At 43.2% G+C, this 12,553-nt stretch carries 10 protein-coding genes; 7 read left to right on the plus strand and 3 right to left on the minus strand.

Annotated elements, in window-relative coordinates; genetic code table 11:
* Positions 1-130: 130 nt before the first annotated feature.
* The 6 genes from EKG38_RS16740 (at position 131) to EKG38_RS16765 (ending at position 5,072) form a co-directional block, all read left to right on the plus strand.
* On the plus strand, positions 131-517 hold the full coding sequence (locus EKG38_RS16740; protein ID WP_126521368.1) for a metallophosphoesterase family protein: 387 nt from the start codon (positions 131-133) through the stop codon (positions 515-517).
* Positions 518-670: 153 nt separating this feature from the next.
* Positions 671-1,612, plus strand: a complete 942-nt coding sequence (locus tag EKG38_RS16745; RefSeq protein ID WP_126521369.1) for a tyrosine-type recombinase/integrase — start codon at positions 671-673, stop codon at positions 1,610-1,612.
* Positions 1,605-3,665 carry an AAA family ATPase gene (locus EKG38_RS16750; RefSeq protein ID WP_126521370.1) on the plus strand — a complete coding sequence of 687 codons (2,061 nt, stop codon included), beginning with the start codon at positions 1,605-1,607 and terminating at the stop codon, positions 3,663-3,665. The genes EKG38_RS16745 and EKG38_RS16750 overlap by 8 nt, the downstream gene beginning before the upstream one ends.
* Positions 3,666-3,768: 103 nt before the next feature.
* On the plus strand, positions 3,769-4,224 hold the full coding sequence (locus EKG38_RS16755; protein ID WP_126521371.1) for a DUF6641 family protein: 456 nt from the start codon (positions 3,769-3,771) through the stop codon (positions 4,222-4,224).
* A gap of 94 nt (positions 4,225-4,318) precedes the next feature.
* Complete coding sequence (locus tag EKG38_RS16760; RefSeq protein WP_126521372.1) at positions 4,319-4,747, plus strand: DUF2787 family protein; 429 nt, start codon at positions 4,319-4,321, stop codon at positions 4,745-4,747.
* A 70-nt stretch (positions 4,748-4,817) separates the two neighbouring features.
* Positions 4,818-5,072, plus strand: coding sequence for an RNase H1/viroplasmin domain-containing protein (locus tag EKG38_RS16765; protein ID WP_126521373.1), 255 nt, complete (start codon positions 4,818-4,820; stop codon positions 5,070-5,072).
* Positions 5,073-5,165: 93 nt separating this feature from the next.
* On the opposite strand, the gene EKG38_RS16770 is transcribed toward EKG38_RS16765, so the two are convergent.
* The 3 genes from EKG38_RS16770 to EKG38_RS16780 are packed head-to-tail and all read right to left on the minus strand — an operon-like array spanning position 5,166 to position 10,963.
* Positions 5,166-7,370, minus strand: a complete 2,205-nt coding sequence (locus EKG38_RS16770) for a DEAD/DEAH box helicase (protein WP_126521374.1) — start codon at positions 7,368-7,370, stop codon at positions 5,166-5,168.
* Positions 7,367-8,677 carry an ATP-binding protein gene (locus tag EKG38_RS16775; RefSeq protein ID WP_246033201.1) on the minus strand — a complete coding sequence of 437 codons (1,311 nt, stop codon included), beginning with the start codon at positions 8,675-8,677 and terminating at the stop codon, positions 7,367-7,369. The genes EKG38_RS16770 and EKG38_RS16775 overlap by 4 nt, the downstream gene beginning before the upstream one ends.
* A complete protein-coding gene (locus EKG38_RS16780) occupies positions 8,678-10,963 on the minus strand; it encodes a tellurite resistance TerB family protein (protein ID WP_126521375.1) in 2,286 nt (761 codons plus the stop codon).
* A gap of 661 nt (positions 10,964-11,624) precedes the next feature.
* Between EKG38_RS16780 and EKG38_RS16785 the strand changes: the two genes are divergently transcribed.
* Positions 11,625-12,119, plus strand: coding sequence for a hypothetical protein (locus tag EKG38_RS16785; protein ID WP_126521376.1), 495 nt, complete (start codon positions 11,625-11,627; stop codon positions 12,117-12,119).
* The last annotated feature ends 434 nt before the right edge of the window (positions 12,120-12,553 follow it).

The raw sequence follows: 12,553 nt of genomic DNA on the forward strand, positions 1-12,553 counted from the left end.
CAGTTTTAATGCCTTTTGCAGCTTCCTTAGCGAATGCTTCTAGTTCTTTTTTGTTCATGTTCTACCTTCCATTGACCCATGTAGGGTACTGATTGAAAGGTAGTTACACAAAATTATTTACAGGCTCGTGATGATCAGTTCATCTGAATGGATCAACGAGCTAGGTTCTAAAAATGTTTTCACCGATAGAAAGATAACCACCATCAATGGTATAACTTTTGGCTGTATTCCCTATGGTGATAGCAGGCTTGAAGACTACCGCTCTTGTGAAGTTATTCTTTACCATCAACCTCCCTATGGATTAGATGTATCTAATGATAACAGTGGTGATTATGGCTGTGAGTCAATTAGAGCAGCTATTGATTCAGGCTTACTTAGTCCTACTTGGATATTGTCTGGACATATTCATAATCCGGTCAAGAAAATATCTAAAATCAAAAGTACTACCGTATCAAACCCGGGGAGTAGTAGTCGGGTGTCAGCGCCTCTACACTATGAGCTAATTCTAACGCTGTAGATAGACAACATGATAAAGCTCATGAAAGATTGGTACCTCGTTAACCCTCAATGAAAACCAACCGTCTGAAATGCCCACTAAAACCGTTCTCAGCAGCCTGATATAATAGCGATATCAGCGCGAAGTTCTTCGCGCTCTATCTAGGCTCCCCTTATGAACAATCAAACTCCGACGGCGTTGTTTTTGTCACGCCTTGCGCCCAGTGGGCGTAGACCGCTGCGCAGTCAGCTAAACACTGTACTCAAGTTGTTCAAATGGAAAGGTGAAGTGGAAGCACAGCCATTTCACACTCTGAACTACGCTCAAATCGAATACGTTAAACGCCACAGATTGGATGAGGGGAAGTCTCCCCGAACCGTCAATCTAGTGGTGTTCGCACTCAAGGCCATTGTTAAGACTGGCTTCCTGATGGGCGTGGTGGACGATATTCAATGGCGGCAGGTGCAAGCGGTTAAGCGGCTAGCCATCAACCCGAGTAGCCGAGGTAAGGCGTTATCATCCGGTAGCGTGGGCGAGTTGATTAACACCTGCTATCTAGACAAGCGGTACATCGGCAAACGGGACTGCTGCATATTGGCCTTGTTCCTGAGTACTGGCCTAAGACGCTTTGAGTTAGCCAACCTGACAGTCAGTGATATCCACCTTGATAAACACACCTTGACGGTCAAATCCGGCAAGGGTAAGAAACCACGTAAGCAGCCGATACCCATATGGGCATTAACCTATATCGACAACTGGCTCAGGGTAAGAACTCATCGACCTGGGGACTTGTTTAATCCCATCTGGAATAATGTCATTAAGCATGATCGTGGACTCAGTAGTGCCGCCCTCTATCAGATTGTCAAAGCACGTACCTTAGCCGCCACAGGCATCACCATTTCACCACACGATTTACGCCGCACCTTCATTACCGAACTACTTAACCAGAAGGTCGATTTAAGTACCGCCAGCAAACTGGCAGGCCATGCCAACGTCACCACCACGCAAATCTATGACAAGCGTGATGAATCGGTTATGAGAGAGGCTATTGACCAACTGAACTATCAACTTAATGACCAACTTAATGGCCAGCTAGATGGAGGTCAACATGACTAGAGTCCATCTCGAACCCCCTCATCCTTTTGATAACTTAATAGTGGAAGCATCCCCCATACGGGGACACCAAGGCTGTGCGACCACCTATGCCTATAACGCCCTAGCCTCTGGGTTTATCGGCAACTCAGACCTTGAATACGTCACAAGCCGCATGATTAAAGTGCTGTGCGGCAAAGGCTTTGATAAGAATTCAACCAACAAGCTCAAGGCTATCCGACGCCATTTAAAGGCTAGGTTAACCCCGACCAAGACACCCGACTTAGATCACAACTGCCAACTGCTAGCTAAAGGACTCGGACTACCAAATGATAGCTGGAAGGTGGTTAAATTTATCGTGGTGATGAATGCTAATCGCGGTCTATTCGACTTCATCAACAAAATATTGCCAGAGGATAACTATGCCAACGCCATGTTTTCATCAATGCTTGACCTTGAGGAAGGCCTGTTAATTCAAATTCTGAAGGCGTTAGCCACCACGGGCCTGTTTGACCAATTCTTCGATAATGAATTGATTGATTTTATGAATATACCGCAGCCCATCGTTAACTTGCTGCTCGGTCCTAGGGTGAAATATTACGTCAATCTGATTGAACCCTTCATACAATCTAAGCCCAAATCAGAGCTGAAGTTACGCCACTTCAGCCACCTTGAGTGTGACACCTTGCTCCAGTTCCTTGATATCACGATTAATCACTCCACGCCGGGTATCAATGTTCTGCTCTATGGGTTGCCCGGTACGGGTAAGTCTGAACTCGCCAAGGTACTGGCCGATAAGACCCACTCGCACCTTTTAGCCATTAAGCCCATAGGGAGTGAGCTGAAGGATATCAAACCCAAATACCAGAAGGAGGTCTCTAGTGCCAACCTCAGGTTGCAATACCTCACCCTAGTGCAAAGGCTGGTATCTCCCGATGAGAAGACACTGCTGTTGATTGACGAGTGCGAAGATGTCTTTGAACAAAGTATTTCCCACCAAGGCTGCGGCAAAGACATTTTGCATGAGCTGATGGAGCAAAACACCATACCCACGGTTTGGATAACCAATCATATTGATGCCATCCCCAACAGCTGCATTCGCCGCTTCTCCTATATCCTCAATGTCAGCATTCCTGATAACCGAGTGATGGAGAGCCTGATGGACAACAGCTTCAAAGGGCTAAGGGTATCCAAAGTATTTAAGAAACAATTGGCGTCACGCCCTAATGTCGCCCCCGCCAACGTCACTAATGCCGCATTTGTCAGCCATGCTGTAGGGCTCACGGGTAAGGCTGCCGAGCACAATATCGATACCATGGTTAAAAGCAACTTAGAAGCCTGTGGCTACAACATCCATACCAATAGCTATAAGCCACAACTTCCCTTCTCTACCGAGTACCTCAATATCAAGGGCGGTAACCAAGCCATTGGCCAGTTAGAGAAGACCATGAACCAACAATGCGATATCCGCACCTTGTTAGTAGGTCCACCTGGCACAGGCAAAACGGCGGTGGTTGAGCACTTGGCCAATAGCTGCAACCGCGAGCTGGTGACCATTAGGTGCTCCGATGTACTCGGTAAGTACGTGGGGGAAAGCGAGAAGAATATCGCCCGTATCTTTCAACAGGCCGACAATAACAACAGCATCTTGTTCTTCGATGAGGTGGATAGCCTGCTGCTAGACAGAGGTGGCTTAAACGCCAGCTGGGAGATACAACAAGTCAACGAATTGCTGACACAGATGGAGTGTTTCAATCAGCCATTCTTCGCTGCAACTAATTTCTCAGAGCGTCTAGATAGAGCTGTGATGCGCCGATTTGATTTCAAGCTATCGTTTGATTATCTGACAGAGAAACAAGCTCAGAATCTCTTTAGGAGCGTCACAAGCACAGATACGCTGTCGACTCAGACAATAGACTCTCTAAGTTTGCTTAAACTGCTGACCCCAGGCGACTTTTCTATCTTAAAGCGGCGTCAAAAACTGAATCATTTCAAGCTAACCACCGATGACTGCCTAGCCATTCTCACCACCGAAAACAACAGTAAGCCCGGCAACAGAACCATCGGCTTCAAGTAGTAACACCAACCGTAAGTCATACCCGTTAAACACCATGACGTCTAACCCTACACAGGGCTAGGCCATTCATGAGTACACCCACCAACCACAAAAGGTAATCACCATGACAACAGCATTATTGAGTTCACTCAAGGTCACCGTTCGCCCAGCCGACGGCAGTAGCAACCCACTCATTCAACGAAGGGAGAAACTACTCACCAAACTCGGCCAGCAAAAGATATTGGCCACAGCCCTTATCGAAAACGAAGTGCATACCTTCTACCGTGAAAAGTGGGTCAAAGATGAAGAGACTGGCGAGAAGGAAAAGGTACAGGTACCGAAGAAGGTCAGCCCTTGGTTCTACAAGCGCAACAACCGTTATTACTTCGAGGTACGTAGCGGTAACAAACCACTGGAGCTGCAAAAAGGGATGCACGCCATTGAAGTTGGCGAAGAGGAGGACTTAGTTAGCACCATCGACACCATTATCGAGGCGGTGGTGGCTGGCGAGCTCGACCACTTGCTCACCAAGGGAGATAAGCCGGGCACAAAGAAAGATAAGACTAACGGTAAGAAGTAATAGACACGCAATGACCTTAACCACCAATACACAAAGCAGGTGCCTGATCTAAGTCGGGCCATGCTTTCTTTCACGCCGCCAACAGGACGTCACTATGACCATCAAGATAAAACACCAAGACCTCTGCTTGCCCATATCACCCATGTTTGCCCTGCATTTAGCAGATCTTATCAGCGAGCATGAGGCGGCCTCAGCCGTTACCATCAACTTCAGAGACCCTAACTACTCAGCTGAAAGTGGTGGGTTTCATCCAGTAGAGGTCAGGCTAGAGAAAGAGGCTAATGCAGATCATGGCGACCAATGGCGAATCTGCTACATCACCGACTTTAGCTTTGTGGGTGTTGGATACATAGCCGAGCTAACCAAGGAGCTGGACTTCGACTTTGATAACGGAATATTTCAACACCTGATGGGGGTGACAACACTAGAGCAAGCAAGCGAAATTCACCCAATATGGGAGCAAAACTTCCTCGCTTATAGCCTGGGAATAAAAGCCTATGACGTAGTTGTTACCACCGAATAACTCTGCTTTTTCTAAAACTGTAAATCCAAGTTGTAGGGCAATTTGACTCTACCTCATTGGAGAAGATTTTATGAAGAAAGTTAAACAAACACTCAAGAGCCATTATCCGTTCTATGTCGTTTTTGTTGGTGCAATAGTCGGTATTGTCAAAAGCTACCGCGAGGCTAAGCAAAGAACCGAAGGCTATCCCTATGGTCGCTGTGAAGGCTTCCACACACTCAAAGAAGCCCAGGATACATTTAACCGTCATGCCAATTCATTACGGGATCCTAATGCTGAATTTAAGTGGGACTTCACTGCACCACCACGCGGAAACAACTGCTAGGAAATAGTAAAGCCGAGGGCGGTAGCAATGTTGTTATCGCCCTAGTACATATCCCTCCAGTTTTTACCAGGCCACTTCACCACAAACATTAAACTACCCAGCTTCCAATGAGAACCTCTCTAGCCATTTTTGGGCGCCATTTGTATCAAATGTTTTGGTTCCATATCCAATACATAAGACATCCTCAGGCAAGAACTCATCAAACTTTTCAATCTGTTTTTCTAATACAGATTCGGCTAGCATTGTTTCGTTAGGCAATTGGGCTTGGGCTAGAGTTTGCAATGACGTTTTAACATCTTCAAGCGATGTTTTTTCAACCTCTATAACGCCTGCATAGGCGCCGGCTTCATAGCCTTCACTAATAAGAAGAGCTACGATCGTATTTACTATTTTGTCTCCCAACCATGTGAATATGTAGGTTGTATTACCAGCCTGTAGCAATGACCTGTTCGTTAGCCCAGCTGTATTAAAAAAACCTATACTTTCATGGAATAGCTCTTTAGCAGAAGTATCTGCAAAATCTACTTTTTGGTCGCCGACTGATATCCTGTAATCGCCTTCTTTAAGCATGCGATACATTTCTTGGCGCACGACGTCATGAATTGACATCCCGCCACCACCGAACTTTGGCGGCTTCCCCCCTTTGGCGAACTCTACGTAGATTACTTTTTTGTCGGTATCGACATCTTTGACTCTCCAGCGCTTTCCAGCAAAAATAATGTGCTGGCCAACTAACACAAGTGAATCAACAGGCAGTGTTCCAATTGTATTTACGCCACTAATAACCCTGAATTCTTCTGGAGTTTTGAATACAGCATAAAATGAATAGTGATTTGTAATTCGCTCACCTAATAGCCCTAAAACAATCTCACCGTTACCTAACTGCGTTATCAGTTCAGTTTGTCCCATATGAATCAGAAGAGCTTTATAGTTCTCAACTCCGACATTCTGAAAAGGACCTTCCTTACAAAGCAATTTAAACAACTGCTCCGCTCTAATCCCACCCCATTGCGCAATGACTGCAAGTGTCTGATGTAGAAGCGCTGAAAAATGGTAAAGGGATGTATCTGCAGGCTCATACCATTTATTGCCAATTAGTAGCCTGATCATTGCGAGGGATTGCACTAACTCCAATCGGAGTTTATCGATAACACTGGAATCTTTCGTTAGCTCATCTTCAGCGATCAACATTCGAAGTATCGATGGACCTCCACGCCGCCCTGAACGCCCCATTCGTTGCCTTAAACTAGAAATGGAATGAGGAGCGGTTACCTGAACAACCGAATTTACTTTTCCAATATCAATACCCAATTCTAGTGTCATTGTACAAACTGCTGTCGTAGGTAATTGCTCTTTTTGAAGTCGCTTTTCCAAGCTTTCCCTAAGTTCTTTCGAGAGTGAACCATGATGAGGGAAAAACTCATTAGGTACGATTTTTTGGTCACAAAAATCACTTAATGTTGCAGCAATACTTTCAGTCCGCTTTCGACTGTTTGCAAAGACTAAATGATTACCTCCACGGCAAAATTTAAACAAATCTTGGCATATTTGGTATTCCGCATCGACAGGAGCCTTATCATCTACACCAGCCGAATTTACATAACCTTTAACTTGAATCTTAAATGTTGATGTAGAGTGCGAATCTTTAATTATTTTGCACGGTAAGGATTGGGTTGGTCTAAGTGACAATGGCACCTTTTCCAATTCACCGAGGGTTGCACTCAATGCAGTTCTGGGAATTGGTGACTTCAGTCTCCCCAGAAGATGCTCCAAACGATGAAGCAGGGAAAGTAAGTGATGTCCACGCTCGGTGCCTAGAAAGGCATGAAATTCATCAATCACGATATATTTTAAATTAGAAAATGCAGACTTTACCCATCCGGCATCACGAACTAGCAGCGACTCAAGTGATTCAGGGGTAATCAGTACAATGCCAGCTGGTGAACGCCTTAATTTATTCTTCCTACTTTGTAGGCTATCACCGTGCCATGGGGTAACAGGTATATCCAGTGAATCCGAAAGGCTCTCTAAACGTCTATCTTGATCATTTATTAAGGCTTTTAATGGACTGATATATAGAATACCGACCCCTTCTTTTTGATCTGCAATGGCACTTATTGCTGGTAAGAAAAAAGCTTCCGTCTTACCAGCTGCTGTTGAAGCACTGATCAGAACATCAGTTTCGGCAGATAGTATCGGCTCTATAGACAAGCATTGTATTTCTCTTAAGTTTGCCCAGCCTTGCTTAAAGATCCATTGCTGAACTCTGATGTCTAGCTTTTTATATTCGTCGATCATAGTTTAAAGTCAGCAAGTCCATCTTCACTCTCTTCGACCTCAAGTTCGACATCTGAGGGTTTTTCTTCTTCAATAGAGACCGATGAAATTAAACTGTCCCATACAATAGATGGATTCTGATCAACTACCGCAAGCATGTCTAAGAAGGCTTTTATCGTATTACGAGGTGTCCTGAAATAAGCATCCCCAACTGTTTGACTACAGTGGTGAAGAAATGATTTAAGCGCTTCATCGGGCACAAGGTACTGTGATTGGTCACCAGAAGCATAAACGTGTCGTAAATTTTTCAAAAGAATATACAGCTCTTCTGGTGTAAGGCTAGCCAGATGCAGTGCTGGTGAGGAGTAGTCGATTACACCTGCTTGCTTAGCAAATGTATTTCCTGCTAGACGAGACTGAAGAGCGTCATAACTGTATAGCCCCTTTCGCGGATCTAATAAGAACTCCGGCGTACCACCTAGTAGAAAACCAAGGTGCTCCGCTGACCCTTGTAAACAATCATTAAGCATTCTTAGAATTTGCTCATAATTTGATGTTCTTGCTTGAGTGCTATGTAGCTTGTACAAATTAACCAATTCATCGAGGTTAACAATCAAGCCTTGGTACCCTGCTTGCCTAACAAATAGACTTAAAAGTTTTAGAGAGTCGTAAAAGGATGCATCCGTGATTATGCTTCTGACACCTAAGTCTTTACGAGCATCCGTCTTCGTTGAATACTCCGCTCTAAGCCACTTGATAGCATGACTTTTCAAGTCATCATTATCTTGCTCATGCCCTAGCCAGTATGCTTCGATAACTTTGGCAAAGTCGTATCCTCCGACTAACTCTGATAAAGACGAAAGGCGCTCATGAATAACAACGGTTATTTCTTTGTTTGATGCATCAGCTTCTTTTCTCGCTTCAGTAATAAATTTTTCAACGACACTTGTTAGAGCGTTACCATCAGACTTATTCCGTGTCGACATGTTACGCATTAACTCAGAGTAAAGATTACGAGCTTGACCTGATGAAGCATGAATACGGCGATCCGGTGATAGATCAGCATTAACGGCAACCAATTTTCTTTCAAGAGCGATTGATCTTACAACACTCAAAAAGAATGTTTTCCCTGAACCATACTCTCCAATAATGAGCCTAAAAGCAGAGCCACCATCTGAGACGCGTTCAATATCTTGAATAAGCGCTTTTAGCTCTTTTACTCGACCCACTTGAATGTGTTGGATTCCTACTTTTGGCGTCACTCCTGACTTTAAAGACTGGATAATTGCATCTCTTTCTTTAGACCGTATTTTTTTCGCAATCATCATTTATCCTTTTAACTCTTCAACAATTTCAAGATCGACATAGATGTCACCATCATCATCCAAAACAGGAGCATCTACTTTTTCATAAGCCCAGTCATTGATCGTTTCTATCGCACCATCGACCATGAGGCTAAGCTTGCCACAAAACTCATTAACTTCATTACGCGACCATGTTTCTTTAATGAGCAATGTATCGAATAACTCTTTATGAGCATGGTCCAATCCATCTGGCTCTGCTTGCTCGCTAATAACCTCCATTTCAGGCTCACCATCAACCGCAAAAATATTTTCCAACATGGTCTTGGCGTCACTTGTTTCACTCTCGTGCATAGCCAAAATGCCTTCATCCAATTTAAATGTATTGGCGCTAGTATTGGTACTTTCCGAACGAGTGAAAGTACGGCTATTCGAGGAAGTTAAGTTATGGATATCACTAGTAACAAGAGACCTATCCAACCCAAGTGAGGTGTAGAGTTTTTCGATTTGTTTTATTTCTGATGAATCTACTTTCCCATCAGCTAATGCTATGGAAATCATGAACTTCTTTAGAAACTCGATTTCATTAGTTTTAAGCTTTTCAATTCTTGCTTTCAATCCAGCTGTATTTGCAGGGCTATTTAATCTCCAGATCAAATAGGCTTTGAGTGAGTTTTTTTCTGATGGACTGATATTTTCATCTTGATCAACCAGCCTTTGCAGTACAAGCTTCTCCTCTTGATCAACGTAGCCATCGATTGTTGCTACCATTGCGCCAAGCCTCATAGCTAAGCTAACTTGATTGAATGCTAGGCTTGGTTCAAAGAACTCACCATGAGCAGGTGTGAACAGTACAATATTGCCATCAACTTTAACCTTTGCTTGATGAAAGCGTTGATCTGGGGCAATTCCTATATTAGCTTTGGTCGCTAGATTGCTTAGTAGCTCGTGTTCTTTTTTATTTATGGCCTTCGGAAATGGCATCCCAGTGTGGGACCAAAACTCTTTAACAGTAGTAAGCCCATCTTGGTTTTCTATGACTTGTTCAGCCCACTTTTTAAATTCTCCAATAACAGGGGAGTTTGACTCATTTACCAACTCTTTAGGCAATAGCATTAACGCTGCAATATCATTTTTAGAAGTCTCAGCCTTACCCAAATATCGGCTGTAACTTGCCAGCTCCTCGGTACAGCTTTCTGCAATGGGAATTAGTTTCTTAATAGGCCCTTTTAGAATGCTCGGATCTGGTAATTCTTCAACAGCTAAATCGACCCCGTGAATGCCATTACTTGCCGCATTATACGAAAGACACAGCTTGGTTTTATTAGGCTTAACAGATATACCTTCACCAAACTTTTGCGCAAAACGGATTTCAAAAAGTGTTTTAAATTCTTCTTCGCATCTTCTGGCGGGCATTTTGAGAGAATACTCAAAAGTATTTTTCAACCAAGCTAGAGCTAACTTAACTCCCACTGGCTGTTCATTAATAACTGTATTAGCTAGTTTGATTTTGAATGATAAAGCATTATTCGTATCAGGAATTTCGTCCATCTTATATTCAAGTAAAGAAGGCCTGAGTAGAGTCATCAATTCTAGGAAGTCAGATGAATATCGATTAAATGAACGATTGGCACTAAATACTTTATTTAAGCGTAGAACTTCGTCGAAGACAGCTATGAACTCAGAGTCAGAGACATCAGAGGTAGCTTTGTTTGCTATGATTCTTCGTTCAAAACCGTAGAAATAAATGAAAATATACCCAATTGGTGTATTGGGATTTGAACGCTCTGAAGCTAACCAATCGAGATATGCTCCTCTACAGCCTTGCGATAGTGATGCGTAGCTTGGCCAGTAACCCAAGGAGTCATCAGAATGTGTTTCTGCATTTTCATTTAGAGGAGGTTTAGATACAGGCCTCTTTTCATCAACTAACGATGGCTCTATTCCATATCCATCCAGAGAATCCATTACTCCACCAAAGTAGAAAAGACCCTTTTTGAGTTTTCGACCATTAATAGTTAGCTGTTCACTTTCTCCAATCCATCTACCCTTTTGTTTATTAGATGATTTTTCTGGTTCATAACCAAAGTTTGTCTCGATCGTGAACGTTGCAAATTCGTCATCATCACTTCTGTCGTATGAAGAAATTGATGATGTATTAATGCTGGGTGAAGCAGAGGAACTAGTTCTATTCGCTGATGTTTGCGGCGATACATTTCTATCTTTGGCTTTTTTAGTCGTACTTGAGCTCTCCCCCCCTGATATCCATCGATACAAAATATAGAGAACAATAGCTCCTATAAAATATTCCATTTTCTTTCCTTATGCGTAAAAGGGAAAGCCATCAAGATGAATTCCTCATTATTTTAATTAGTTATACATTTTCAACTAGCAGCCACACAGCCAGAATATACTCTTCGTAAAATATAAGGCAAACACTTAAGTGAAAAACGCTAGGGGAAAACTAGCAAAATAAAAGTAGGTGTAGTGGTAGATCAAATTTGATACCAAACATAGAGCTTGACCAGAACAGTCGCTCTAACACGCATAGGTGCAGAAATGAGTTAAAGAAGTTAGCCAGTAACTACACTAAACAAGCCTTACAGTGCTTTGGCAAACCATGCAAAGGTAGCATTCTAAATAATTAGAAGTTGAAACGAAGAAAGGCAGGTTAAGGGATTTACTATACGCCAGATACAAAAAAACCCTGCGTTAGCAAGGTTTTAAAGTTTGGTACCGGAGGACGGACTTGAACCGTCACGCTCGAAAGCAACGGATTTTGAAAAGAACACCTCTAAAAATACTCAATAATATCAATAGATAAAAATCACAAAAAACACCTTTGCAAATTCTTTGCAAGAATTTGCATTTTTCATTGTGATGGAATAACAGCAAACAAATCGAGCGTCACAACATCTCAGACAAACTCTACGTCGACCTTCAGAGTAACAGTAAGTACTGGTACTGCCGCTTCGTGCTGTACGGTAAATGGTACGCCAAGGCTACCAAGAAAACAGACCTGAATGAGGCTATTGCTATGGCACACCGTATCTTCATGGATTATGAAATACGAGCCGAGACCAATACCTTATTCGACAGTAAACGCTTTAAAGATGTGGCAGAGAAAGCCATTGACCAGATGCAGAGTGAATTGCTGCATGGCGGTGGCAAGGTAATCTACAAAGATTACATAGGTGCCCTACGTAAATACCATATCCCCTACTTCGATCGCATGTTCATTACTTCCATTGATCAAGAGATGATCCGTGAGTTTGATAAGTGGCGGATTGAAGAGTTCCAACGTATACCTGCTAAGTCCACAATCCAAACTCAGGGGAAAGGCCTGAGACGTTATTTCAACAAAAGAGGTGGGGGCATCGAGCTGGAGTGCCAGCCGCCACTGAGTAAGCTGAAGCGTGGTAATACGCAGCGCTGCAGTGACTTGACCAGTTTGATGGTAGTCGAGTAACGAAATTGCCCGCTGACGTAAGCTATCAGGCACCGGGGTGCTGATTTTTGCTTTTTGTTTACGCCAGGTGTTGAAATCAGCAGCGAGCGTGGACAGTGACTCAGGAATATCCATTAAGTTAACCTCAAATTTAATCTGTTATTTATTAAATCAGATTAAATTTAAGAAGTTGCACTATGCTCTCGTAAGCTCACGAGTTATTAGAAAAGTTAGCGAATAAACAGGTTAAAACGTTCGTAAAACTGTCTAGTATTCACGCTTCCAGTATTACTCACCCCAATCAGAATGAGTGGGCGAACACCTTTAACCTTTTTATTGGGGATACTGTCGCAGATAGGCTCAATTTTTGGAACAACATGACGCAGCTTAATGCCAATCACGATGCAATGCTCAAACTTAACCACTCGATTTCATAGTCCCCCAGCATAGAGTCA

It is taken from the genome of Shewanella canadensis, from assembly GCF_003966225.1.
Classification (GTDB): Bacteria; Pseudomonadota; Gammaproteobacteria; order Enterobacterales; family Shewanellaceae; genus Shewanella; species Shewanella canadensis.

Coding starts and splice junctions, on each gene's coding strand:
- EKG38_RS16740 (WP_126521368.1), top strand. CDS start 131: ATGATCAGTTCATCTGAATGGATCAACGAGCTAGGTTCTAAAAATGTT.
- EKG38_RS16745 (WP_126521369.1), top strand. CDS start 671: ATGAACAATCAAACTCCGACGGCGTTGTTTTTGTCACGCCTTGCGCCC.
- EKG38_RS16750 (WP_126521370.1), top strand. CDS start 1,605: ATGACTAGAGTCCATCTCGAACCCCCTCATCCTTTTGATAACTTAATA.
- EKG38_RS16755 (WP_126521371.1), top strand. CDS start 3,769: ATGACAACAGCATTATTGAGTTCACTCAAGGTCACCGTTCGCCCAGCC.
- EKG38_RS16760 (WP_126521372.1), top strand. CDS start 4,319: ATGACCATCAAGATAAAACACCAAGACCTCTGCTTGCCCATATCACCC.
- EKG38_RS16765 (WP_126521373.1), top strand. CDS start 4,818: ATGAAGAAAGTTAAACAAACACTCAAGAGCCATTATCCGTTCTATGTC.
- EKG38_RS16770 (WP_126521374.1), bottom strand. CDS start 7,370: ATGATCGACGAATATAAAAAGCTAGACATCAGAGTTCAGCAATGGATC.
- EKG38_RS16775 (WP_246033201.1), bottom strand. CDS start 8,677: ATGATGATTGCGAAAAAAATACGGTCTAAAGAAAGAGATGCAATTATC.
- EKG38_RS16780 (WP_126521375.1), bottom strand. CDS start 10,963: ATGGAATATTTTATAGGAGCTATTGTTCTCTATATTTTGTATCGATGG.